At 56.7% G+C, this 24,997-nt stretch carries 24 protein-coding genes; 21 read left to right on the forward strand and 3 right to left on the reverse strand.

What is annotated here, in order from left to right:
- Nucleotides 1–151: 151 nt before the first annotated feature.
- Nucleotides 152–520 carry a winged helix-turn-helix transcriptional regulator gene (locus tag M516_RS0108715; protein WP_029098769.1) on the reverse strand — a complete coding sequence of 123 codons (369 nt, stop codon included), beginning with the start codon at nucleotides 518–520 and terminating at the stop codon, nucleotides 152–154.
- Nucleotides 521–699: 179 nt separating this feature from the next.
- Between M516_RS0108715 and M516_RS0108720 the strand changes: the two genes are divergently transcribed.
- From M516_RS0108720 to hxlB, 7 genes are all read left to right on the forward strand, one after another.
- Nucleotides 700–1,371, forward strand: coding sequence for a hypothetical protein (locus tag M516_RS0108720; RefSeq protein WP_029098770.1), 672 nt, complete (start codon nucleotides 700–702; stop codon nucleotides 1,369–1,371).
- Between the two features lie 254 nt (nucleotides 1,372–1,625).
- Nucleotides 1,626–3,152 carry a glucose-6-phosphate dehydrogenase gene (gene zwf, locus M516_RS23130; protein ID WP_081656491.1) on the forward strand — a complete coding sequence of 509 codons (1,527 nt, stop codon included), beginning with the start codon at nucleotides 1,626–1,628 and terminating at the stop codon, nucleotides 3,150–3,152.
- A gap of 57 nt (nucleotides 3,153–3,209) precedes the next feature.
- Complete coding sequence (locus M516_RS0108730; RefSeq protein ID WP_029098771.1) at nucleotides 3,210–4,571, forward strand: glucose-6-phosphate isomerase; 1,362 nt, start codon at nucleotides 3,210–3,212, stop codon at nucleotides 4,569–4,571.
- Nucleotides 4,558–5,184, forward strand: coding sequence for a cyclase family protein (locus tag M516_RS0108735; RefSeq protein ID WP_029098772.1), 627 nt, complete (start codon nucleotides 4,558–4,560; stop codon nucleotides 5,182–5,184). Before M516_RS0108730 ends, M516_RS0108735 begins: the two co-directional genes overlap by 14 nt.
- A 45-nt stretch (nucleotides 5,185–5,229) precedes the next feature.
- Nucleotides 5,230–6,648: an NADP-dependent phosphogluconate dehydrogenase gene (gndA, locus tag M516_RS0108740; protein WP_029098773.1), complete on the forward strand. Its 1,419-nt coding sequence runs from the start codon at nucleotides 5,230–5,232 to the stop codon at nucleotides 6,646–6,648.
- Nucleotides 6,649–6,885: 237 nt separating this feature from the next.
- Nucleotides 6,886–7,521, forward strand: a complete 636-nt coding sequence (hxlA, locus tag M516_RS0108745; protein WP_029098774.1) for a 3-hexulose-6-phosphate synthase — start codon at nucleotides 6,886–6,888, stop codon at nucleotides 7,519–7,521.
- A gap of 5 nt (nucleotides 7,522–7,526) precedes the next feature.
- Complete coding sequence (hxlB, locus tag M516_RS0108750; protein ID WP_029098775.1) at nucleotides 7,527–8,084, forward strand: 6-phospho-3-hexuloisomerase; 558 nt, start codon at nucleotides 7,527–7,529, stop codon at nucleotides 8,082–8,084.
- Nucleotides 8,085–8,107: 23 nt separating this feature from the next.
- Here the strand turns inward: hxlB and M516_RS25525 are convergent, their stop codons facing one another.
- Nucleotides 8,108–8,275 carry a hypothetical protein gene (locus M516_RS25525; RefSeq protein WP_185973885.1) on the reverse strand — a complete coding sequence of 56 codons (168 nt, stop codon included), beginning with the start codon at nucleotides 8,273–8,275 and terminating at the stop codon, nucleotides 8,108–8,110.
- Nucleotides 8,276–8,289: 14 nt separating this feature from the next.
- The gene (locus M516_RS0108760; protein ID WP_029098776.1) at nucleotides 8,290–8,847 is read right to left on the reverse strand and encodes a cupin domain-containing protein; all 558 of its coding nucleotides are present in this window, start codon (nucleotides 8,845–8,847) and stop codon (nucleotides 8,290–8,292) included.
- A gap of 239 nt (nucleotides 8,848–9,086) precedes the next feature.
- On the opposite strand from M516_RS0108760, the gene M516_RS24320 reads away from it, so the two are divergent.
- From M516_RS24320 to M516_RS0108830, 14 genes are all read left to right on the forward strand, one after another.
- A complete protein-coding gene (locus M516_RS24320) occupies nucleotides 9,087–11,099 on the forward strand; it encodes a PAS domain-containing sensor histidine kinase (protein WP_029098777.1) in 2,013 nt (670 codons plus the stop codon).
- Nucleotides 11,096–12,421, forward strand: a complete 1,326-nt coding sequence (locus tag M516_RS0108770) for a sigma-54-dependent transcriptional regulator (protein WP_029098778.1) — start codon at nucleotides 11,096–11,098, stop codon at nucleotides 12,419–12,421. The genes M516_RS24320 and M516_RS0108770 overlap by 4 nt, the downstream gene beginning before the upstream one ends.
- Nucleotides 12,418–13,365 (forward strand): ABC transporter substrate-binding protein, encoded by a 948-nt coding sequence (locus tag M516_RS0108775; RefSeq protein WP_081656493.1) that lies wholly within the window; start codon nucleotides 12,418–12,420, stop codon nucleotides 13,363–13,365. Before M516_RS0108770 ends, M516_RS0108775 begins: the two co-directional genes overlap by 4 nt.
- A gap of 185 nt (nucleotides 13,366–13,550) precedes the next feature.
- Entirely contained in the window at nucleotides 13,551–14,684 is a 1,134-nt protein-coding gene (locus tag M516_RS0108780; protein ID WP_029098780.1) for a mandelate racemase/muconate lactonizing enzyme family protein, read from the forward strand.
- The gene (locus M516_RS0108785; RefSeq protein ID WP_029098781.1) at nucleotides 14,681–15,301 is read left to right on the forward strand and encodes an ABC transporter permease; all 621 of its coding nucleotides are present in this window, start codon (nucleotides 14,681–14,683) and stop codon (nucleotides 15,299–15,301) included. The genes M516_RS0108780 and M516_RS0108785 overlap by 4 nt, the downstream gene beginning before the upstream one ends.
- A 16-nt stretch (nucleotides 15,302–15,317) precedes the next feature.
- Entirely contained in the window at nucleotides 15,318–15,953 is a 636-nt protein-coding gene (locus M516_RS0108790) for an ABC transporter permease (protein ID WP_029098782.1), read from the forward strand.
- A 21-nt stretch (nucleotides 15,954–15,974) separates the two neighbouring features.
- The gene (locus M516_RS0108795; RefSeq protein ID WP_051188161.1) at nucleotides 15,975–16,901 is read left to right on the forward strand and encodes an ABC transporter substrate-binding protein; all 927 of its coding nucleotides are present in this window, start codon (nucleotides 15,975–15,977) and stop codon (nucleotides 16,899–16,901) included.
- A gap of 12 nt (nucleotides 16,902–16,913) precedes the next feature.
- Nucleotides 16,914–18,350 (forward strand): NAD-dependent succinate-semialdehyde dehydrogenase, encoded by a 1,437-nt coding sequence (locus M516_RS0108800; RefSeq protein ID WP_029098784.1) that lies wholly within the window; start codon nucleotides 16,914–16,916, stop codon nucleotides 18,348–18,350.
- Nucleotides 18,351–18,364: 14 nt separating this feature from the next.
- Nucleotides 18,365–19,345: an ABC transporter ATP-binding protein gene (locus M516_RS0108805; protein WP_029098785.1), complete on the forward strand. Its 981-nt coding sequence runs from the start codon at nucleotides 18,365–18,367 to the stop codon at nucleotides 19,343–19,345.
- Nucleotides 19,342–20,637 (forward strand): lyase family protein, encoded by a 1,296-nt coding sequence (locus M516_RS0108810; protein WP_035289365.1) that lies wholly within the window; start codon nucleotides 19,342–19,344, stop codon nucleotides 20,635–20,637. The genes M516_RS0108805 and M516_RS0108810 overlap by 4 nt, the downstream gene beginning before the upstream one ends.
- Complete coding sequence (locus tag M516_RS0108815; RefSeq protein ID WP_029098787.1) at nucleotides 20,634–22,130, forward strand: aldehyde dehydrogenase family protein; 1,497 nt, start codon at nucleotides 20,634–20,636, stop codon at nucleotides 22,128–22,130. Before M516_RS0108810 ends, M516_RS0108815 begins: the two co-directional genes overlap by 4 nt.
- Before the next feature lie 17 nt (nucleotides 22,131–22,147).
- Nucleotides 22,148–23,272, forward strand: a complete 1,125-nt coding sequence (locus M516_RS23145) for a Zn-dependent alcohol dehydrogenase (RefSeq protein ID WP_051188162.1) — start codon at nucleotides 22,148–22,150, stop codon at nucleotides 23,270–23,272.
- Entirely contained in the window at nucleotides 23,269–24,438 is a 1,170-nt protein-coding gene (locus tag M516_RS0108825; RefSeq protein ID WP_029098788.1) for an iron-containing alcohol dehydrogenase, read from the forward strand. Before M516_RS23145 ends, M516_RS0108825 begins: the two co-directional genes overlap by 4 nt.
- Nucleotides 24,435–24,938 (forward strand): DUF2179 domain-containing protein, encoded by a 504-nt coding sequence (locus M516_RS0108830; protein ID WP_029098789.1) that lies wholly within the window; start codon nucleotides 24,435–24,437, stop codon nucleotides 24,936–24,938. The genes M516_RS0108825 and M516_RS0108830 overlap by 4 nt, the downstream gene beginning before the upstream one ends.
- Nucleotides 24,939–24,997 lie beyond the last annotated feature (59 nt).

A 24,997-nucleotide genomic window follows, 5' to 3' on the forward strand; every position in this document is an offset into this window, starting at 1 on the left:
GATGCCTATCTGGAATGGGTGGAAGAAGACATGCGGAGCAACGGGTAGGACTTGCCCGCCCCCTTTGCCGGCCGGACGGTATCGGATCGAAGCCGTTCGTGTGGCAGGGGCCATCCGATACCGGACGTGGAAGGAGAAATGCCCCCCGAGTCTACCTGCTGGGTTCGGTTGGTGTTTCTTCTTCCGCGTCCAATGGTTTTTGGCTGATCCGCTCCATGTGCCGACTTCCCCATTTCGCCATCACATCCAGCAGTTCGCGTGTGGATTGTCCGTATTCGGTCAGGGAATACTCCACTTTCGGCGGAACCTGGGTGTACACTTCGCGGTGAATAATCCCGTCCTGCTCCAATTCCCGCAGTTGCTGGGTCAACATTTTTTGCGTGATGTCGGGCATGTCCCTTTTCAACTCGCCAAACCGTTTGGCCCCGTCGGACAGATGACAGAGAATCAGCGGTTTCCACTTGCCGCCGATCACTTTCAACGTACTCTCTACCGAGTCTTTAAATCGTTGGTCTCCCATGCGGGCTGCCTCCTTGGTATCCTTTTCGATACTACGTTACTTGAAAGTGGGTACTTGTTGGGGAGGGTTGCTACATACAATAATAACGGTATCGTTCTCTTGTACTGTTTATTGTAACAAGAAACGAAGAAAAAACAACTGACCCAATAAGCCCACACCGCTGCAAGGAGAGATGTGAGATGGACTATCGCAGAATTACCCATATCGAAGACAAGTGGTTTGCAAGCATGCACCGGTTGATGCAGGAGGTGTTCCCGCCTGAGGAGGTGCTGGAATTCGAGCTGTGGAAAGAGCCGCTGGAAGACCCGGGTATTCGCGTGTTTGTCGCGATTCACGAAGGAGAAGTTGTCGGGGGCACGGAATACCGGTACTATGATGACCTGCAGGTGGCCATGACCGATTTTACGATCATTGGAAAGCCGGGGTTGGGAATCGGCCGCTTCCTCTATCAGAAGAGACAGGAAGACCTGATGTCCTTGGCGGCGGAGAGCGGGAAAAAGCTCGTTGGCATGTTTGCCGAGATCTATGATCCGTATCGAGCCGAACACCACGAATTCGGCGGCATCAAGCCGATGGATCCGTTTGTGCGCCGAGAGGTTCTGTCGCATCTTGGGTACAAGCGTCTTGACTTCCCGTACGTTCACCCTTCCTGGAACAATGACGGCGAGGCGGTGACCGGTCTTGACCTCTGTTTTCTTCCGACGGATGACAATGTCCATGAGCTGCCTGCGGAATTGATCGTCACGTTCCTCAAACGGTACTACTCCGTGCTTTCGAACAAGCCGGAGTCCTGGCATGCAATGATCGAACGGCTGGAGGCGCAGGAGACGGTACGCTTGCTGCCATTGTAACGTTTGTCATTCGAGCAGGTACGAAATGGCGTGATCCCCGACAACGGGTGAACACGCCATTTTGATTTGCCGGAGTCGGGCAGGGCATCCCCGATGGTTTGTTTCGTTTCCAAAAACATACTATGTCACATGCAAGTATGTACTTGTTTATTTGGAAGGAAAGAATCATAATGAATCCGTGTTCGAAACATCGGTTTCGTCGCGGCTGTCCGCCAACAGAGGGACAGTCATTTGCAGTAACGGAGGGTGTTAGGATGGATGGGATGACATTTATCCTGTTTGGAGCAACAGGGGATTTGGCGAAACGGAAAATTTTTCCTGCCATATACAATCTGTTTCTTGATGAGAAGCTGCCTCGCGCGTTCGCTGTCTTTGGCACCGGAAGACGGGACATGTCCGACGAGGACTTTCGTGCCCATGTGGAACAGTCGGTGAAAACCTTCTCCCGTCGATGGGAAGACGATCGTGACCGTGCGGGGCAGTTTCTGAGCATGTTTCACTACTGTGCCATGGATGTGACCCAACCGCAGGATTACGGGAAGCTGGCGCAGCGCATCCGGCAGCATGAGCAGGAAGGGAAGATTCCGGAAAACCGGATCTATTCCTTGTCGGTGGCACCGGAACTGTTTGGCGTGATTGCCTCCAACATTTCAGCCAGTGAGTTGGGATCGGCAACAGGCTGGAAACGCCTGATCATCGAGAAGCCGTTTGGGCACGATCTCCAGTCAGCCCGGGATCTCAACCGTTCCTTGCGGCAGTTCTTCGACGAAGAGGAGATTTTCCGCATTGACCATTACCTTGGCAAGCCCATGGTGCAAAACCTTGAGGTATTGGAATTTGCCAACCCCATTCTGCGGACGTTGTGGAACAATCAGCACATCGCCAATGTCCAGATTACCGCCAGCGAAACGGTCGGGGTGGAAGAACGGGCAGGGTACTACGACAAGGCGGGAGCGATTCGGGACATGTTTCAAAACCACCTGCTCCAGCTCCTCATGATGACGGCGATGCAGATGCCCCGGCAGTTTTCGGCCCGGGAGATCCGCAACGAAAAGATCAAGGTGTTGAAAGCGCTGCGGCCGCTGCGTCAGGAAGACGTCGCCGCGCATGTGGTTCGCGGTCAGTACGGAAAAGGATGGATCAACGGGAAGCCGGCAGCGGCGTACCGGGACGAACCGGGGGTGGACAGGGCTTCGAACACCGATACGTTCGTCGCGGCTCGCCTGTGGATTGACAACGCGTTTTGGAGCGGGGTTCCCTTTTATATCCGGACCGGGAAGCGCATGCGGGAAAAGTCGACCCGAATCGTGATCGAATTCAAAAATCCGCTGAGGGATGCGTACCCCGTCCGTCATGAGAAACCGGCTCCCAACCTGTTGGTGATCCATGTAAATCCGTACGAGGGTGTTTCGTTTCAATTGAACAGCAAACATCCGGGGAAACACAGCAGGATCGAGCCGATCACCATGGAGTTTGCGGCAAATGCCAACGATGTGCCCGAAGCCTATGAGCTCCTGCTCTATGATGCGCTGCGAGGCGACTCCACTTTCTTTGCCCATTGGGAAGAGGTTGAATTGTGCTGGAAGTGGGTGCAGCCCATTTTGGACGCCTTTTCCGATCAGCGCGTTCCGCTTCATATGTATGAAGCCGGCACGCAGGGCCCCGAGACCGCTTTCCGACTGCTGGAGGAAGACGGTTTTTCATGGTGGGAACTCAACCGCCATGCCGAAGAAGGAACGCTGGGGGTTCGCAGGGAAGCGCTGTCCGTATCGGGTATATAGGACAGGGAAGCTGCACGTTTGTCCGCCATCATACTTTTTTGACAGGAGGGTGTCCAGATGGCCATTTCGTTTGATTTCTCCAATGCGTTCCCGTTCATGGGCAGCCATGAAGTAGAGGTTCTGCGCGAATTTGTAAAGACAGCCCATGGATTTCTCCATGAAAAGAAGGGCCCCGGATCTGATTTTCTCGGATGGGTGGATCTGCCGGTGGACGTTGATGCGGAAGAATTGGCCCGGATTACGCAGGCAGCCGAGAGAATCAGAAGCCATTCCCATGCGCTTGTTGTGATTGGCATCGGCGGGTCGTACCTTGGGGCAAGGGCGGCGATTGAAGCCTTGTCCCATCCCTTTCACAATCAACTGCCCCACGCGACACAGATTTATTATGCGGGGCACAACATCAGTTCCACCTATCTCGCCCGTCTCCTCGAAGTCCTGGAGGACAAGGATGTCTCCGTCAACGTGATTTCGAAATCGGGCACAACCACGGAGCCAGCCATTGCGTTCCGCGTGTTCCGCCGCTTCCTGGAGAGAAAGTACGGAAAAGCGGGAGCCAGACAGCGGATCGTTGTCACCACGGACCAGACAAAGGGCGCGCTGAAAAAACTTGCCGATGAAGAAGGGTATGAAACCTTTGTCATTCCGGATGACGTCGGAGGGAGATACTCCGTATTAACGGCTGTCGGTCTCCTGCCCATGGCCGTCGCCGGCATCCATATTGATCGAATGATGCAGGGAGCCGCAGAGGCCTGGCGCAGGTACAGCAATCCGGACCTGCTGTCCAATGAGTGCTACCAGTATGCCGCGGTGAGAAATGCGCTCTATCGCAAGGGGAAAACGGTCGAGCTGCTGGTCAACTATGAACCAGCTCTGCATTACGTCGCGGAATGGTGGAAGCAGCTCTTTGGAGAAAGTGAAGGAAAGGATCAAAAAGGGCTTTTTCCTGCATCCGTAGATTATACGACCGATTTGCATTCGATGGGGCAGTATGTGCAGGAAGGGCGTCGGGATCTGTTCGAAACCGTCCTGCATGTCCGAAAGCCGCGGATTGACGTCACGATCCCGGACGATCCCGCCAACATCGACGGATTGAACTTCCTGGCCGGCAAAACCATGGATGAGGTGAACCGCAAAGCATTTCAAGGCACGTTGTTGGCTCATGTGGACGGAGGAGTGCCCAACTTGCTTGTGGAGCTGGACGAACTCAATGCATTCACGTTTGGCGAACTGGTGTATTTCTTTGAAAAGGCTTGCGGCATCAGCGGACATCTGCTCGGCGTGAACCCGTTTGATCAGCCGGGGGTGGAGGCTTACAAGAAGAACATGTTTGCTCTTCTGGGCAAACCGGGGTTTGAAGCAGAAAAGAACCATCTTGAGAAACGATTGTCCAGGCAGGTGACTCAACATGAAAATCTATGATGTAACCGGATCGATCTTTGAAGGCATGGCTGTGTACAAAAACAAACCGGAAAAGCAGCCAAAGCTGAAAACAGTAACGAAAGGGTATGTAACGGAATCTCGCATTGACATGGATGTGCACACGGGAACGCATATTGACGCGCCGCTTCACATGATGACAGACGGGGAGACGTTTGAAAGCATACCGTTGGACAATCTGGTCGGCATGTGTACCGTGCTGGATCTGACAGCGGTCCACGATCGGATCACAAAGGCGGACTTGGAGCGTTTTGCGATTCGTGAGGGCGATTTTGTTCTCTTGAAAACCAGGAATTCCGATGACGATGCGTTCCGTTTTGATTTTGTCTTCCTGGCGCAGGATGGAGCAGAATATCTGGCCCGGCTGGGAGTACGGGGAGTAGGCATTGATGCGCTGGGCATCGAGAGAGATCAACCGGGCCATCCGACGCATCACATCCTGTTTCAAAACGGCGTCATCGTCATGGAAGGCCTTCGATTGAAAGAAGTGGAAGCAGGAGCGTATTTCATGGTGGCGGCCCCTCTGAAAATCGTGGGAACAGACGCTGCGCCTGCCCGGGTGCTGCTGTTTACGGGGCTGTCCCCCACGGAATAATCGCGTGTGTGATTCTGACTACCGGACAAAAGAAGGGATGAGCGTATGAGAAAGCAACAAATCGGTGTAATCGGATTGGCGGTCATGGGCAGAAATCTGGCGTTGAATCTGCTGAGCAAAGGGTTTTCCGTCTCCGTGTACAACAGAACGGCGGATAAAACGGAGGAACTGGTGCAGGCGGCGGGCGGCCGCAACCTGATCGGCACGTACTCCATTCAGGAATTCGTCCAATCCCTGGAGACGCCGCGAAAAATCTTGATCATGGTCAAGGCAGGCCAGCCAACGGATGATACCATCCAGCAGTTGAAACCCTATCTCTCCCGAGGAGACATCATCATTGACGGCGGAAACGCATTTTTCCAGGATACCCTGCGCAGAAGCAAGGAGCTGGAAGAAGAAGGAATCCGGTTTATCGGAGCGGGCATTTCCGGCGGGGAAGAAGGGGCATTGAAAGGACCCGCGATCATGCCGGGAGGACAACAGGATGCCTATGAGCTGGTTGCGCCGATCCTGACCGCCATTGCCGCAAACGTGAACGGTGAGCCCTGCTGCACGTACATTGGTCCGGATGGGGCGGGCCACTATGTCAAAATGGTACACAACGGGATTGAATACGGGGACATGCAGTTGATCGCCGAAGCCTATCATGTCCTGCAGCAGGTTTTGGGGCTCAGCGCCCGTGAGCTCCACGAGGTGTTTGCCGAGTGGAACAAGGGAGAATTGGACAGCTATTTGATTGAAATCACAGCCGATATATTCACGAAAATGGACCCCGAAACAGGCAAGCCCCTGGTGGATGTGATTCTGGATTCGGCCGGACAAAAAGGCACCGGCAAATGGACAAGCCAAAGTGCGCTGGACTTGGGCGTTCCCTTGTCCATGATTACGGAGGCCGTATTTTCCCGTTTCCTCTCCGCGATGAAGGAAGAGCGGGTGATCGCCAGCAAAACGCTGAAAGGGCCGCAAGCTCCCGCGTTCACGGAGGATCGGAAGGCGTTCATCGAAGCGGTGCGAAAGGCGCTGTACGCCAGCAAAATCTGCTCGTATGCCCAAGGCTTCGCGCAGATGAGAGCGGCATCCGAGGCGTACGGCTGGAACCTGAAGTACGGGGATATTGCCATGATCTTCCGGGGCGGCTGCATTATTCGTGCGAGATTTTTGCAAAACATCAAGGACGCCTACGATCGCAATCCGGAGTTGAAAAACCTGCTGCTCGATCCCTACTTCCGCGACGTCGTGGAAAACTACCAGGAAGCCTGGAGAAAAGTAGTGACGACAGCGATCCAGCATGGTATACCCGTACCGGCGTTCTCCAGCGCTCTCGCTTACTTTGACAGCTACCGCACGGAAAGGCTTCCGGCCAACCTGCTGCAGGCACAACGCGATTACTTCGGCGCCCACACCTACCAACGAGTGGATAAGGACGGCGTCTTTCATACCGACTGGATGGAAGGCAAAGAGTAACACGGGCACAATGGTATCCTTTTGGTGACTACATCACTTTGAAGTAAGTACTTTCTGTTTTGGAGGTAAAGGTCTAGAATAAAGCATGCGCCGCCAAACATCACGCGCAGCACACAGAGAAAGGAGTGACGGCCGAACTCGCTTTCTCGTGACTCCCGTCATGGGTGGCGGTTTGCAGCGCATACGAAACGGGGATGGGTACCGAAAAAAACAGAAACAGGTAGGAGTGAAGCAATCATGCAGCTGCAGCTCGCGCTGGATCTTGTCACGATTCCGGAAGCCAAGGACCTGGTCAAGGAAGTTGCGGAGTATGTGGATATCGTTGAGATCGGCACGCCGGTTGTGATCAATGAAGGGCTTCGCGCCGTCAAGGAAATCAAGGAGGCCTTCCCTTCGATGACCGTGCTGGCAGACCTGAAGATCATGGATGCGGCCGGCTATGAAGTCATGAAGGCCTCCGAGGCCGGCGCTGACATCATCACAGTTCTGGGCGCCGCGGAAGACATCACCATCAAGGGTGCGGTCGAAGAGGCGAAGAAACGAGGAAAAAAAATCCTGGTGGACATGATCGGTGTGAAAAACCTGGAAGAGCGGGCAAAGGAAGTCGATGCGTTTGGCGTAGACTACATCTGCGTCCATACCGGTTACGATCTGCAGGCCGTGGGGAAAAATTCGCTGGAAGACCTGCTGACCATCAAACGTGTGGTCAAACATGCGAAAACGGCGATCGCGGGCGGCATCAAGCTGGAGACGCTGCCGGAAGTCGTGAAGGCCCAACCGGATCTGGTCATTGTCGGCGGCGGCATTACGGGACAAGCAGATAAAAAAGCAGTCGCTGCCGAAATGAAAAAATTGATCACACAAGGATCGTGATCAGGATGCACACACGTCAATACGCCAGTGAAATCGTCAATGAACTGACGCGGACGGTTGACCAAATCGCCGAAGCAGAAGCGGAACAGCTTGTAGCTCGCATCCTTGAATCAAAGAAGGTCTTTGTAGCCGGTGCAGGCAGATCGGGCCTGATGGTTCGCGCCTTTGCCATGCGGCTGATGCACATGGGGCTGCGCGCTTATGTCGTAGGCGAAACCGTAACCCCCAACTTCGAAAAAGACGACCTGTTAATCATCGGGTCCGGTTCGGGGGAGACGAAAAGTTTGGTGTCCATGGCAACGAAAGCGAAAAGCATCGGGGGTGCCGTCGCGGCGGTCACGATTTTCCCGGAATCGACCATCGGACAGCTAGCTGATCTCGTCATTACCCTGCCGGGTTCTCCGAAAGACCAGGCGGACAGCGGAACCAAAACCATCCAGCCCATGGGTTCATTGTTTGAGCAAACCCTGCTGCTGTTCTACGACGCTGTCATCCTGCGGTTGATGGAGAAACTGGGATGGGACTCCCAGGCGATGTTCGGCAGACATGCCAATCTGGAGTAGGGAAAACTGCCGTACAAAGCCATTCACATGAACGAACAGATCGCATCGCGATTTTGAAGCAGCGCGATGCGATCTGCTTTTTCATTTGTCGCGGTTCCGGCGTTCTCAGCTTTTCGCACGGCCGGCGGACGTCTGTGGATGCCGCTGCCCCTGTGATTGGCTTTGTCATCGGGATCGCCGATGGAATCCATGCGTTTCCACCGATTCATCTCTCATGCCGGTTTTCTTCGGCAGCCATGGCGATTTCTTTTGTTTCATGAACGGTACCAAACGGATGCTCAGGCGGCGCATAGATCACGTACACTTTCAGTGGCGTATGACCCGTATTGATTACGTTGTGCCATTTTCCGGCAGGAATCATGATGGCATAGTCCTCATAGGCCATTTCTTGAAAATCCAGGTGGTCTTTGCTGTCACCCATTTGAACAAGTCCCTGTCCTTCTTCAATCCGAATGAATTGATCCGTGGTCGGATGGACTTCCAAACCGATGTCATCGCCGACATCGATGCTCATCAGCGTCACTTGAAAGTACTTCCCTGTCCATAAAGCCGTCCGGTACGTCTGGTTTTGTTTGGCTGCTTGGTCAATATTCACGACAAACGGTCTTGATCCATAATCGGTCAGTTTGATCCTTCTGCCATAAGGAAACCGGTTGGGATTCCAATAGACATAATAAGGATTCCACTGGTAGCTCCAATGGTTGGGATTCCAGTCGTACACGGGATTATGCCATTGAGGGTGACCCCACGCTTTGCGGTACATGGATATTCTCCTCTCATGATTTCATCATGTACCTTGTAGCCTATGCCGTTTTTGGTTTATTGGTGACGTGACCACTCTCAGCGAGCCAGCGGGAACCCCTTCTCGTTGTTTGACAAATCAGAACAGACGGGTAAGATTGAAAATAACAAAATGAACGAACAACATAGAGAGGAAACATGAAACGGTTATTCCGGTCGATCTCAACCCGTATCACGCGAAAATACCTGGTGATTTTCTCATTGGTTCTGATTATTCCGACACTGGTCATCTATCAATTGGTGGTGAATTATGCAAAGGATCTCATGCGAATCAATATCGAACAAAGCAATGAAATCTACGCGGAATCGATCGCGAAGCGGCTGAATTCGGAACTGAACGACGTCGTGCTGCAGCTGCAGTTGATTGCGGGACAAACCGGCAATCAGCGCGTCGATGAACAAGCGATGTATCAACGGGCCAAACAGACTGTGTCCAAAAGCGTGTTTATCCAATCCATCTACTACTTTGACGCCTCCAAACGGCTGCGCTTTGAGGCTCCTTTTCAGACGGAAGGGAGAGAGATCGTCTACGAATACCCAAAAATGGAACACGTCCGGTGGAGCTACAATTACGTTGTGACGGAACTGATCCGAAACCATCGCGGAGAGCAGGCGGTTGCCGTCCTGATACCCGTCTTTTTCGAGGATCGCCGGTTTCGCGGCGCGCTTGTTGCGGAGCTGAGCCGCGAATATTTATCGGAAATGTTAAAAAGTATCAGTGTCACACGCGGCGGATTTGGCTATATCGTAGACCGCAACGGGATGGTGATCGCTTCTACGGACGAAGCAGAGTGGAACAAGAACTACGCGGAAGAACCCGTCGTGGAACGGGTGGTGAAAGGAGAGATCGGAACGGGAGTAATGCCGCATGTGGGGCAGGTCAGCGTCATGACCTACTATATGATGAGCCACAACTGGGGACTGGTCGTAGGCGTGCCTGAATCACTTGCGTTCGTCCCCGTGTCGAAATTGTCTGCGACGCTAACGGGCGGATTTGCCGTAATCTTCGCACTGATGCTCTGTCTTGTCGTGTTGGGAATGAGGCACATCTTGAATCCGATTGTGAGACTCACCCGTTTTGCCCGACACTTTCATCAATCGCCGTCGCGTGCCCCATTTCCCGAAATGTTGGTGGAAAGTCAGGACGAATTGGGGGTGTTGATGCGGACCATCACCTCAATGGCCGTGAAGATTCACGAAAAAGAGCAGTTCCTGAGGGATGTGATCGAAGGCATTCCGTATGCGCTGATCACCTTGGATCAACAGGGCAGAATCACCCACGTAAACCGCAACATGGCGGCGCTGATCGGGGCACCGGCCGATACGTGGAAGGGACAACCCATTTCCGTGCTGCCCCCGTTTTCGTTTTTGCAGTCCCTCGTGGGGGAAACCGAAGTGTCGCTGGAGGACGAGAACAAGCAGACACGAATCATCCGGGCGGTCGCGTCTCCGTTCAATGGCGGCGTGCTGGCCGTGCTGGAGGACGTTTCCCAGGTAAAGCTGTTGGAGGCCCATGTGCGGCAAAGCGAACGGCTGGCTCTGATGGGGCAGATTACGTCGGGAATTGCCCACGAACTGAAAAATCCGCTGGCCGTCTTGGCAAGCACCAGCGAGTTGTTGAAAGAGGAGATGGCAGACCTGGCGCCTGCGCAAATGATCCAGACGCTGGTGACTGACATCGAGGAAGAAATCAAACGCATGAGCGAGATCGTGTCCGAGTTTCTGGCGTTTGTCCGGATGAGACATGAGGAGGTAGGAGAAGTGGAGATGGACCGATTGATGGACCGCGTTCTTCACCTGCTTCGCATAAAGCTGAATGAAGCCAACGTCCGGGTGATTCGCTCGTACGAGCCGTTTCTGCCACCGGCCAAAGGCCGTCAAAACAAATTGCTCCAGGTCTTTCTCAATCTCCTTTTGAACAGTGTGGAAGCGATGCCGAACGGCGGAACCATCACGATTCAAATGAAAAGGGATGGTCCCTGGCTGACCGTCACGATCGCGGACAGCGGCATAGGCATTTCGGAACAAGACTTGCAATGGCTGTTCAATCCCTTTTTCTCCACCAAGGAACGGGGAAATGGGCTCGGACTGACCATCGCTCGGGACATCGTGGTCGAGCATGGTGGCGACATTCAAATTGAAAGCGTTGTCAACCAAGGGACGACGGTCCGCTGTCGATTTCCAATTGCCATCAAGGAGGGGGCTGCCACATGAGTGCGCACGGCGTACTGATCGTCGATGACGAAGTGAAATTGTGCCGGAACATTGCGATCAAACTGGAGAAAGAAGGCTACACCACCTACCAAGCGTACGACGGGAAATCGGCCATCGATCTGGTCCGAAAACATCCGATAAGCGTCGTGCTCTTGGACTACATGTTGAACGACATGACCGGACTCGATGTCCTTTCCGTCATCAAACGGGAGAAACCGAACACGATCGTATTCATGCTGACCGCCTACGGCAACATCGAGAGCGCCGTCATGGCGATGAAAGGGGGGGCCGCCGATTACTTCAACAAGCCGGTCGAATTGCGCAAGATCAAGGAAGTGGTCGACAGCGTGTGCAGGACGCTGCCGACGGGAGAATCGTCCGAAGACACCATCATTTTTGCCAACGAAAAAATGAAACAAATCCGGCGCGTGCTGGAACAGGTGACACCTACGGATGCGATCATGCTGCTCCTGGGAGAAAGCGGTGTGGGAAAGACGGCGTTGGCGAAATGGATCCATCAGTACAGTCATCGCAAGGACAAGCCGTTTGTGTGCATCAATTGCGCCTCCATCCCGGAGACGCTGTTGGAAAGCGAGCTGTTCGGCTATGCCAAAGGGGCGTTCACCGGAGCGGCGGAGTCCCGCCCGGGCAAGTTCGAGGCGGCGAATGGCGGGACGATCTTTTTGGACGAAATCGGCGAAATCTCGCCGGCCATGCAGGCCAAACTCCTCCATGTCATTGAGGAAAAGACGGTTACGCGGCTTGGCAGTCACGCTTCGCTCAAGGTGGATGTGCGCATCCTGGCGGCGACAAACAAGCCGTTGAAACAGTTGGTGCAGCAAGGACGCTTTCGCGAAGATTTGTACTATCGCTTGAACGTGGTGGAAATCGAGATTCCGCCGCTGCGCGAACGCAGGGAAGACATTCCGCTTCTTGTGGAGCAAACGTTGCGCGAGCTGAATGAAAAGTACGGCAAGACCATCAGCATCTCATCAGAACTCATGAAGATGCTGCTGAACGAACCATGGCCGGGCAATATTCGCGAACTGATCAACACGCTGGAACGCATGCACATCTTGAAGGAAAGCGGAACCCTGGACGTTCAGGACTTTGCCGTTCGGCAGCCGGTCGCGTACCGTCGGCCGGTGTGGGAGGAGATCCCGCTGAACGACCGACTGCAGGATGTACTGGACGAAGTGGAGGAGCACCTCATCCGGGAAGCCATCCGGCGGGCGGGTGGAAACCATACGAAGGCTGCGCACCTGTTGGGCATTTCCCGCAACACGCTGATATACAAGCTAAAGAAGATGAGGCGCCCATGAGACGGTTGGCAATCATCGCAGTGGGAACGGCTTTGTTCGGCGCACTTCTCGCAGTGAGTCTGCCTCGTGAGGCCGCGGCCCCTGTGTCCCCGGAAAAGCCTTCATGGCCCGCTCCAACCATCACCGTCGGGGCGAAATCGCTGACGGAGCAGTACCTGTTGATGAAGATGACATCCATCGTCCTCCGCTGGCACGGTTACGATGTCAACGAGATGGTGTTTCTGGACAGCCCCGCCGTCCGATCCGCGATGGAGGCGGGCGTCGTCGACCTGTACTGGGAGTACACGTCCACCGCTCGCTTGTACTACCACAAGCAAAAGCCGATCTACGATCCCGACACGGCTTGGAAAGCAGTGGCGGAAGAAGACAAACGGAAAGGAATCGGCTGGTTTCCCCGGAGTGAGTTCAACAGCAGTTGGGCCGTGATGGTGCGGGAGGACGTAGCCAAGAAGTGGGGGATCTCCTCCATCAGCGACCTGGTCGAATACGTCCGTACGCGGAATCCGCGGCTGAAACTGGCCACCAACGAAGAATTCCTTCATCGTGAAGACGGGATGCAGCGTCTTCGGGATCTGTACGACTTGTCGCTGCCGGACGGACAGGTAATGGCCGTCGATTCCGGGCTGCTTCCGCAAGCTGTCAAGGAGTCGAGGGTGGATGCGGCTGTAGGGATGGCCAGCGATCCTCGCATCAAGGAAGCCCATCTCATTGTGCTGGAGGACGACAAACATGCGTTCCCGCCCTATCATGCCAGCCCGGTGGTACTGGGCGAGACATTGAAAAAATATCCGGAACTGCAAACGCTCATCGAGCCTATCCGCATCCGGATCACTCAGGAGAACATGCTCGATCTGATGTACCAGGTGGACATTCTTCACAAGGACGTGACCAAAACCGCTTATGAATTCCTGGTTGGGCAGCGGATTATTCAACCGCTGAACTGATCTGTCGGAGTGGGAAGGACGTCGTTGATTGCACAAAAATTTTACGTCTCTGGCGTAAAATTTTTGTGCAATTTTTTTGTTTTTCCGTACTGTGCGGCAGCAGGCGAGCAAGAATGGCGCGGCCCGAGAAGTTGGCACGGGATTTGCTCAAGTCTTCCGATGACTGAATGAAAAGAGGTGAGGGCATGAAAATTACGGGCATTGAAATTTCACATTATCTGCTTCCGCTGGATCCTCCGTTCAAGGCGGCGTGGGATCCCCAACCGCGAAAAAAGTTTGCGACCACGATCGTCGCCGTGCACACGGACGAAGGATTGACCGGAATCGGTTCGGGAGATTTGATGACGGGTTTTGCCGGACACGAACACTTGTTTATCGGCCAGGATCCATTTGCGATCGAGCGGCATTGGCAGGTGATCGACAACATTGATTTCCACTACGGAAGATGCTGGCCGCTGGACCTGGCGCTGTGGGATCTGATCGGAAAAGCAACCGGTCAACCTGTATACAAGCTGCTGGGGGCAAGAAACAGCAAAATTCTTGCATACGCTTCCACGGGAGAGATTGTCGAACCAGAGGTGCGGGCTGAACGGGCGCAGATGCTGGTCGAGCAGGGATTCAAGGCGATGAAAATCCGTTTTCATCATGACGACCCGAGAAAAGACATCAAAGTGGTCGAAGCCGTGCGCAAGGCGGTAGGAGACAAACTGCACATCATGGTGGATGCCAACCAGGGATGGAAGATGCCGTGGGACGTGCAGCCATGCTGGGATCTGAAGCTGGCCTTGCAGGTGGCCAAAGAACTGGAGCAGCTAAACGTGTTCTGGTTGGAGGAGCCTCTGCCGCATCACGATTTTCGCGGCTTGGCGAAGCTGCGGGAACTGGTGGAAATCCGCATCGCCGGTGGGGAAATGAATCGCAAATGGCACGACTTCCGGGAGATGAGCGTATTGGGAGCACTTGATGTGTACCAGCCCGACGTCGCCCTGGCCGGCGGCATTACCCAGGTTAAAAAGGTGGCCGACATGGTTCAGGCGAACGGCGCCTGGTTCAGTCCGCACACCTGGTCGAACGGGATCGGTTTATTGGCCAATCTCCACTTGGCTGCGGCGGTCAGCCACTGCCCCTATTTGGAATACCCGTATGATCCGCCGGCCTGGACGCCGGAGCGGCGGGATTTTGTGCAGGCTGTGAAGGTGGAGGTGGACAAGGACGGCTATCTTGTGATCCCGGACAAGCCCGGACTGGGGATCGAACTGGATCTTGCGGCATTGGAGCGGTTCAAATACGACAGGGTGTACGTGGGTGAGTCCTCATGAAGTACCTGCTCACCCACACGGATCGGGTCCTGGACCTGTTTCTGGAACATTTGTCCATGACCGCCCTGTCGCTCTGCATCTCCCTGCTGCTGGCCATCCCCATCGGAATCGCCATCACCAAGTACAAGCGGCTGTACGTCCCGGTGACCGGCTTGTTCGGCATTCTTTACACCATTCCAAGTTTGGCCCTGTTTGCGTTATTGATTCCCGTCACCGGGCTGGGGCCGGAAACGGCCATCATCGGATTGATCGCCTATTCCCAGATGATTCTCGTCCGAAATGTGGCGGCTGCCATCCGGGGCATTGACCCGCTGATTATCGAGGCGGCCAAGGGGATGGGCATGAGCAAGGCGCAGATCGTCTTTCGGATCGAAATCCCGCTTGCCGTCCCTGTGGTCGTGGCGGGGATCCGGGTGGCCGCCGTGTCGATCATCAGCATCGCCACCGTGGCTGCTTGGATCAATGCGGGTGGGCTGGGCACGCTCATCTTCGAAGGGTTGTACCGTACGCATACGGACAAGATCGTCGCCGGAACGATTGCCATTGCCGTCCTGGCCATCGGCACCGATCTGTTGTTCCGGGCGATCGAGCGGCTCCTCAGTCCGAACATGTCGTGAAAGGAGGTGAACCATCGTGCTGCAGGATCTCCAGGCGTACTTTGCGACCAACGCGTCCGTCTTTTTTACCAACGCCGTCCAGCACGTGGTGTTGAGTCTGACTTCGATTGTCCTGGCCATGCTGATATGCGTGCCGCTGGGCGTGTTCATCTCCAGGAAAGCAAGGATCGCGGATGCGGTCATCAACGCGGTCAACGTCTGCCGGGTCGTCCCCAGCCTGGCCGTCCTGGCCCTGGCCATGCCGCTGTTGGGGGTGGGATTCCTGCCGGCGCTGCTTGCCTTGACGGTGCTTGCTTGTCCGCCCATCCTGATCAACACGTACACGGCGTTTAAGGAAATGGACCCGCTCATCCGTGAGGCCGCAAAGGGGATGGGAATGAGTCCGATGCAGACGATTGTGCAGGTGGAGTTTCCGCTGGCCCTGCCGGTAATTGTAGCCGGTGTGCGAACGGCTTCGGTGGAAATCATTGCAAGCGCTTCCCTGGCGGTGCTGATCGGGGGAGGAGGCCTGGGCAACTACATCATGAACGGCATCGCCATGTTCAATGTTACGTTTTTGATGCTGGGCGCGGTGCCGATCGCGCTTCTGGCGATCGTGAGCGAAGTCGGTTTTTCGCTCCTGCTGAAGCGAGTGACCATGTACACATCTTGACGAGGAAAGAGGGGGATTTTCATGAAAAAACGGACATTGCTCTCGATGATGCTCGTGGCAGCAACGGCGTTTGCCTTGTCCGCCTGCGGTTCGTCCGATTCGGCGAACGGTGGCGGCGGCAAGAAAGAGCCGGTTGTCGTTGGTTCGAAAAACAACACGGAGAACGTGCTGCAGGGAGAAATGTACGCACAGGTGCTGGAGGCGAACGGCGTTCCGGTCGAGCGCAAGCTGAATCTCGGCGGAACGATGGTCACGTTCGAAGCGATCAAAAGCGGTCAGGTGGACATGTACCCCGAGTACACGGGAACCGGGATCCTCGCCATCCTGAAGCGTCCTGTGGAGAAAGACCAGCAGAAAGTGCTGGAGATCAACAAGGAAGGGTTCAAGCAGTGGAACATCGAGTGGCTGGATCCGGCGCCGCTGAACAGCACGTACGGGTTTGCGATGAAACGGGATCTGGCCGACAAGCTGGGCATTGAAACGCTGACCGACCTCGCCCGGCATGCAAAAGATCTGGTGCTGTCCTACCCGCAGGAGTTTGATGTCCGCGAAGACGGACTGCCCGGTCTGCAAAAAGCGTTTGCCGACAAAGGCGGATTCACATTCAAAAAACAGTTCCAGATCGATTACAGCATCCGCTACAAACCGCTTCTGCAGGGAGAGTCGGACGTCACCGTGTCGGTCGGTACCGACGGCGACATCGCCGGCCACAACCTGAAACTGATCAAGGATGACATCGGCTTTTTCCCGGTGTACAACGTGGCTCCGATCATCCGCAAAGAAAAGCTGGACATGTACCCGGAGATCAAGGAGCCGCTGAACAAGCTCAGCTCGCTGTTGACCGACGAAGTGATGCAGAAGCTGAACTGGGAAGTGGACGGTCCGGAGAAAAAAGAACCGGAAGAAGTGGCGCGGGAATTTTTGAAACAGCACGAACTGGTCAAGTAAGGGGGATCACCGATGGAAACGCGGATGTATATCGACGGAGCGTGGACAGAGGCCAAATCGGGCCTTCGCTGTGCCGTCACCAATCCGGCGAACGGCGAAACCGTCGCCGAGGTCGCGTACGGCGGAAGGGAGGAAGCGAGAGAAGCGATTGCAGCGGCTCACCGCGCGTTTGGCTCGTGGTCGCGGACAAGCGCTGATGAACGGGCCGAGCTCCTGCGCACCATGCACCGGCTGGTCGTGGAGAACGCCGATCGTCTGGCTCGCATCATGACGCTGGAACAGGGGAAACCGTTTGAGGAAGCCAAAGGGGAAGTCGTCTGGGGGGCGGACTTCTTGCAGTGGTACGCCGAGGAAAGCCGGCGGGTGTACGGCGAGATCGTTCCGCCCAGCAAGGAGACGCAGCTCATCCTGGTTCACCGGGTGCCGGTGGGGGTGGTCGCGGCCATCACTCCCTGGAATTTCCCCTCCTCGATGATTACGCGCAAACTGGCTCCGGCCCTGGCCGCGGGTTGTACGGTGGTGGTAAAGCCGGCGCCGGAAACGCCGCTTTCGGCAATTGCCCTGTTCGAGGTATTCGAGCAGGCGGGTTTGCCGAAAGGCGTGGCCAACCTGGTGCTGGGGGAAGCGGAAGCAATCGGCCGGGAATTTCTTGAGAACCCGTTGGTGCAAAAAATCAGCTTTACCGGTTCCACCGCCGTCGGGAAGTACCTGCTGGAACAATCGGCGAAACAGGTGAAAAAAGTGTCGCTGGAGCTGGGCGGGCACGCGCCGTTTATCGTGTTTGAAGACGCGGATGTGGACCGTGCCATCGAAGGGCTGATGATCAACAAGTTTCAAAACGGCGGGCAGACGTGCATTTGCGCAAACCGCATCTTCGTGCACGAATCGATCGCCGACGATTTTGCCCGAGCGCTTGTCTCCCGTGTGCAGACGCTCAAAGTGGGCAGCGGCCTGGAGCCGGGCGTTCAGATGGGGCCGCTGATCCACGAGCAAGCGTTGGACAAGGTCCATCGTCACGTGGTCGACGCGGTGTCCAAAGGCGCCCGACTGTGGTGCGGAGGCGATCGGCTGAAAGGAGATTCTTATCAAAGCGGCTGCTTCTATGCGCCGACCGTATTGTCCGGCGTAACCAGCGAGATGCAGATTTTCCACGAAGAAACGTTCGGACCGGTCGCGCCGCTGATTCCCTTTTCGACGGAGGAGGAAGCGATCCGTCTGGCCAACGACACGCCGTACGGACTGGCCGCCTACTTCTACACGCGGGATTTGGCCCGCACCATGCGTGTGGCCGACCGCCTGGAATACGGCATGATCGGGATCAACGAGTCGGTCCTGGGGTACGTGCAGGCGCCGTTCGGCGGCATGAAACAAAGCGGGATCGGGCGGGAAGGAGGCAGACAGGGCATTGACGATTTCTTGGAGATCAAATACCTCAACGTAAACTTCTGAAGGGAGGGAAATGAGTGGGAATCGTCTTTAAACGGGTGAGCAAGATGTATCCCGGCGCCAAGACACCAGCCGTCGACGGTGTCGACCTGGTGTTTGGCGAGGGCGAGTTCATCGTGTTTCTCGGTCCCTCCGGATGCGGCAAGACGACGCTGCTGAAAATGGTGAATCGTCTGTACGAACCGACGGAGGGCGTCATCGAGATTGACGGTGTCGACATATCGACCATCAAAGGGGAAGAGCTTCGCCGCCGAATCGGCTATGTGATCCAGCAGAACGGGCTGTTTCCGCACATGCGGATCGAGGACAACATTGTGGTGGTTCCCCGGCTGTTGGGATGGGACCGGGATCGGATCGACAAGCGGGTAGACGAACTGTTGGAAATGGTGCATCTGGACCCTGCCATCTACCGCAAGCGCTACCCGCGCCAACTGTCGGGAGGGCAGCAGCAGCGCGTCGGGATTGCCCGGGCAATGGCGGCTGATCCGTCCATTTTGCTGATGGACGAACCGTTCGGCGCGATCGATCCGATCACCCGCACCAGCCTGCAGGATGAACTGCTGCGGATTCAAAAGCAGTTGAAAAAGACGATTTTGTTCGTCACCCACGACGTGGACGAAGCCCTGCGCCTGGCTGACCGGATTGTGGTGATGCAGAGCGGACGGGTTGTCCAGGTAGGTACACCGTACGAGATTTTGGCGAATCCGGCCAACGATTTTGTAAGGCAGTTGGTCGGTGAACGCAGCCTCTTCCGCCGGATGAGCCTGTTGAAAAACCGGGATGTTCTTCGCCTGTCGGGCGCAGCCGAAGCGGCAGCAGCCGCTGATGCTTCCGACCCGGTCGGTTTGGACGACAGTGTGTCTGATACCTTTGCCCGCCTGGTGGAAACCGGGAAGGAATCGATCCCGGTCGTTGACGAACGGGGACACTTCGCCGGGATGATCGGGTTGTCCCACATTCTCGACAGTCTGTCTCGTACGGGAAGTGAACGAACGTGAGGATCGAAGCGGACAACTTTGGAACGGCGGCGCTTCCCGAAGGAACCTTGTACGGCATCCACACCCTGAGAACGGTGGACAATTTGTCGTTTTCCGGCCGGATGCTGTCCCATTTTCCCGTGTACATTTCTTCGCTGGCGGAAGTGAAGAAAGCAGCCGCGCTGGCGAACGGCAGAGCCGGACAGTACGACGAGGCGATTCGCGACGCGATTGTCGCTGCGTGCGATCTGTTGATCGCCGGGCGGCATCATGACCAGTTTCCGGTCGACGTCTTTCACGGCGGCGGAAGCATCGGGATCAACATGAACATCAACGAGGTCATTGCCCGCCTGGCCGGTCCCGGGGTGGATCCTGTCGACCATGTGAATGCCAGCCAGTCTACCTCGGACGTGTGCCATACCGCCATCCGGGTGGCCCTGCTCAAACTGGCCGAACCGCTTTGCCGCGCACTTTCGTCCCTGGCGGACGCTCTGGAGGAGAAGGCCGGGGAACTGGGAGGCGTCGAGACGATTGCCCGGACGTGCTTGCAGGACGGGATGAAAGTATCGCTCGGCGTCATATTCAGCGGTATTTCCGCTGCGCTGCGGCGCCGGCTTGAATCACTGCGTGCCGCCCTTGATGAACTGCACGCCGTCAACTTGGGCGGGACCGTGATCGGATGCGGAACCGGCGCGTCGGATGCGTACCGCGCCCACATCCTCGAAGCGCTGCGGGAGGTGACCGGACTGCCGCTTCGCCATCGGAAAAACCTGTACGATGCGGCGCAGCATCCGGACGATCTGGCTCGGGTATCCAGCGAACTTCGCCTTCTTGCCGGCCTGCTCGTCAAATGTGCCAAGGATCTTCGACTGCTGTCGTCCGGTCCGGAAGCGGGCCTGGCCGAGATTCGGCTGCCGGCGGTGCAGGCAGGCTCCTCATTCTTTCCCGGCAAAGTGAATCCTGTCGTTCCGGAAACGCTGATCCAGTGCGGGTTTTTGGTGACCGCCTACGATCATGCTGTCCAGATGGCGATCGAACATGGCGAGCTGCACTTGAACGTCTGGGAGGGCCTGGCCGGCATCCTGGCGATGGAGGCCATGCAGATGCTGGCCAGCGCTGTAGCGAAGTTTGAGCGTTATTGCGTTCGCGGCATTCGCGCCAACCTCTCGCGTTGTGAAGCGTACGCCAACAGTTTTGTGCCTCTGGTCGTCGCGTTGAAAGAAACGTACGGGTACCGGGAACTTTCCGAATTGGTAAAAAACCTGACTCCGGAGGAAATCAAAGAAACGTACGGAAGGAGAGAAAAACCATGACGAACATGCAGCCCCCCAAGCTGGAATGGGCAAAAGAGTGGCTCAAACCGGTCAAGTCGCTTTACATCAACGGCGAGTGGGTGAACGGCAGCGGATCGCTGATCGAATCGGTCAATCCGGCGAACGGCCAGGTGCTCGGCCGCTTCCAGGGGGCCGATGCCCGTGATGTCGACAAGGCGGTGGCGGCCGCACGGGCCGCTTTCGAACAGGGGCCTTGGGCGCGGATGAGCCGAAAGGACCGGGGAAAGGCCTTGCGCGCAATCGCGGAACTCATCCGCGAACACCATGCCGAACTGGCCACCATCGAATCGCTCGACAACGGCAAGCTGTACAAGGAGTCGTACGTCGACGATGTGACGGAAGCGGCCGACCTGTTTGACTACTACGCCGGTTGGGTGGACAAGTACTACGGCGAAGTCAACCCGGTGGAAGGTGATTTTGTCAGTTTTACGACGCGGGATCCCATCGGTGTCTGCGGACAGATCGTGCCGTGGAATTTTCCGATCGTGATGGGGGTGTGGAAAATCGCGCCGGCCCTGGCAATGGGCAATACCGTTGTGTTCAAGCCGTCGAGCGTAACCAGCTTTTCGGCGATCCGCCTGTTTGAGATCATCCACGAAGCGGGCGTGCTTCCGCCCGGCGTGATCAACCTGATCCTGGGGGGAGGGAAGGTCGGCTCTTACATTGCCCGGCACATGGACGTGGACAAGGTGTCGTTTACGGGCAGCACGGCGGTCGGCAAACAACTGGTGCACGATTCCGCCGACTCCAATCTGAAGCCGGTGACGCTGGAGCTTGGCGGCAAGTCGCCCAATATCATCTTTGAAGATGCCCCGGACCTCGAAGGCGCGATCCAACGGTCGTTCTACGGCCTGTTTACCCACAAAGGGGAAAAGTGTTCGGCGCCGACCCGCTTGTTCGTGCAGCGGCGCATTTACGATCACGTGGTCGCTCGACTGGCGCAGATGGCTGACTCCTACCGCCTGGGCGATCCGTTCGATCCACAGAGCGATCAGGGGCCGCAAGTGTCGAAAGCTCACATGGAAAGCATTTTGCGCTACATCGAGATCGGCAAGCAGGAAGGAGCGGCCGTCGCTGCGGGAGGATATCGCGATACCGCCGGCTCCAACGCGGACGGCTACTTTGTGCGGCCGACGGTGTTTGCCGACGTCCGAAACGGCATGCGGATCGCCCAGGAAGAAATTTTCGGACCGGTGCTTGTGGTGATTCCGTTTGCGGATGAAGACGAAGTGGTTCGTATGGCAAACGACACCATGTACGGATTGGCCGCGGGCCTGTGGACCAACGATGTCGCCCGTGCCCACCGCGTGGCCAAACGGCTCCAGGCGGGTATGGTGTTTGTCAACCGATACGGCTGCTACGACTTCGCAAGCCCGTTCGGCGGCTGGAAGCAGAGCGGCTGGGGCAAGGAATACGCCATTCATTCCCTGCAGTCGTACACCAAGGCAAAAGCAATCTGGATCGCCCATTAGGAAAGGAGCATGTCGGGATGAACATGAAGGCAGCCGTCATGTTGGCGGCAGGGCAGCCCCTGGTTGTCGAAGCGGTTGAGCTGGCCTCGCCCAAGGCGAACGAAGTGTTGGTAAAAATCGTGGCAACCGGCGTTTGCCACAGCGATTACAACGCGCTGCACGACGAGACTACCCCTGTGCCCACGATTCTGGGGCACGAAGGGGCCGGCATTGTTGTGGAGGTAGGGTCCCAAGTCAAAACGGTGAAAGTCGGGGACCGGGTGGCCTTGAGCTGGGTGCCGTATTGCGGGACGTGCGAGTGCTGCCAGACGGGGAAGGTCAATCTGTGCGAATCCGCTTTCGGACCGATGTTCGCCGGAACGCTGCTGGACGGCACCAGCCGGTTGAGCCGGGGCGGGCAGACCGTCTACCACAATTCCCTGCTGTCCACCTTTGCCGAATATGCCGTCGTGCCCGAGATGAGCTGCGTCAAGCTGCCTGAAGGGATGCCCTTGATTCAGGCCTCCCTGATCGGGTGCGGCGTAGCGACCGGGTATGGCGCGGCCGTTCGCGCCGCCCGCGTGGAGCCGGGCTCGTATGTCGCGGTGTTTGGCATCGGCGGGGTTGGCGTCAACGCCATTCAGGGCGCACGGATTTGCGGAGCGTCGCGGATCATCGCCTGCGATGTCAAGGAGAAGAATCTGGAGATTGCCAAGCGATTCGGAGCCACCCATACCGTCAACGTGTCGACGGTAGACGCAGCGGAAGCCATCCGGGAACTGACGGACGGGCACGGCGTGCATGCCGCGATTGATTGTTCAGGCAGCACGGCGGCAGCCCAATCGGCCTGGAAAGCGACGCGTAAGGGAGGTACGACGGTGGTGGTCGGGGCGTTTCCTTCCCACAAGGAACTGACGCTTCCTGCAGGCGGTTTCCACCGGATGGGCAAAACGCTGAAAGGAAGCTTTTACGGAGATGTCAACCCGTTTCGCGAGTTTCCGATCATTGCCCGCCTGTATCTGGAAGGAAAATTCCAGTTGGATGAACTGGTGCTGGATCGGATTCCGTTAGAAGACATCAATAAGGCGTTTGCTTCGTTCGAAGACCGGGATGCCGTCAATGTCGGCAGGACGGTGGTCGTGTTGGGAGGAGATGGCGCATGACGGCATTTGATGTTGCCATTCGCACCCAGGTTTCCTTTGGCATTGGCAGGTCCCGGCAAGTGGGCGAAGACGTCAGACGGCTGAGCGGCCAGGGCAAGGCGGTTCTCGTCACCGATCCCGGACTTGTGCAGGCGGGCGTGGCCGGGGAAGTGGCGGACGCTCTGCGTGAGTCCGGTGTCGAGGCCGAGTTGTTTGCCGAGGTGCAAAGCGATCCGACGTCCGATTCGATCGATCGTGCGGCTGACATCATTCGCCAGTCGGGAGCAGCCTGCGTCATCGGGCTTGGCGGAGGATCGGCCATGGATGTGGCCAAGATGGCGGCGATGGTCGCCGGCGACCGTCATCCTGCGGAACATTATGCGCTCATGGCCCATCCGTTCGCACCCAAGCGTGTGGCCACCATCATGATTCCGACCACCTCCGGTACGGGAGCAGAGGTGACGAGTACCGTGGTGTTCTCGACGGCCGAAAAACGGAAGGTATGGGGATGGGACCGGGATTTGGCACCTGATCTGGCCATATTGGATCCGGCATTGACCGTGAAGCTCCCGCCCCACTTGACCGCAGCCACCGGTTTGGATGCCCTCGTGCACGCCATGGAAGCGGCCACGGGCAAAAGGCGCAATCCTGTCATTCACGGTCTTGGCATGAAGGCGATTCAGCTTATCTCCCGGAACTTGCTGCAGGCGATCCGCGAGCCTGGCGACTTGGAGGCTCGCGGCAGCCTCAGCGTGGGAGCGATGCTGGCGGGCCTTGCCATCGAACAGGGAGGTACCGGAATCGCCCACTGCATCGGGCACGCCCTGGGGACCTTGGCGCGAATTCATCACGGTCGGGCGGTGGCGATTGCTTTGTATCACGCTTACGCCTGGAACGCGGAGGCAGCGGTGGAGGTGCACGCGGAGATCGCGCGCGCCCTGGGCGTACATGACACCTGGCAGGACGAACGGGCGTTGGCCTATGCCGGAGCGGAGGCGTTCGCCCGGTTGGTGGAATCGACCGGTTTGAACCTTTCGCTGAAAGACGACGGGCTGTCACTGGCGGATCAAGACCGGCTGGTAGAGGTGATGCAGTCGGTCGAAAACGCGCCCATGCGGCAAAACAACTGCCGCGATTCCACCACGGAGGATCTGCGGCGGCTGGCGGAAGCGATCTTGTCGCGATGAAAACCGTACTGCTGATCATCCTTTTGCAGATGTTGTACGTTTCCCTGCTGTCTGTCCGCTTTATTCTGATGGTCAAGGGGATCCGCTATCTGGCGGCTGTGATCAGCTCCGTGGAAATCGGCATCTATTTCGTCGGATTCAAGCTGGTGCTGGACAACCTGGACCGTCCGCTTCACTTGCTGGTGTATTGCCTGAGTTACGGGGCCGGGGTCCTGATTGGAGTCAGGATCGAGGAGCGGCTGGCCATTGGTTACATCACCGTCAACGTGGTGACTCCATCCCTGGATTCCCCCTTGCCGCAGCGTTTGCGGGAAAAGGGATACGGGGTAACCACCTGGACCGGAGAGGGCAGGGGAGGGCCGCGGCTGATCCTCTCCATCGTCCTCAAGCGAAAGCATCAGCACCGCATGTTTCAGGAAATCTACGAAATTGAGCCGCATGCCTTTGTGGTTGCGTATGAACCGAAGGGATTTCGCGGCGGGTTTTTGACCAATCATTAGCCAGTCGCGAGAAAAAAAACTGGCCGGGCGGCGCCGCTTCCTGGCGTTCGCCCGCCGCG

Origin of the sequence: Brevibacillus thermoruber 423, from assembly GCF_000454065.1 — a bacterium.
Taxonomy (GTDB): Bacteria; Bacillota; Bacilli; order Brevibacillales; family Brevibacillaceae; genus Brevibacillus; species Brevibacillus thermoruber.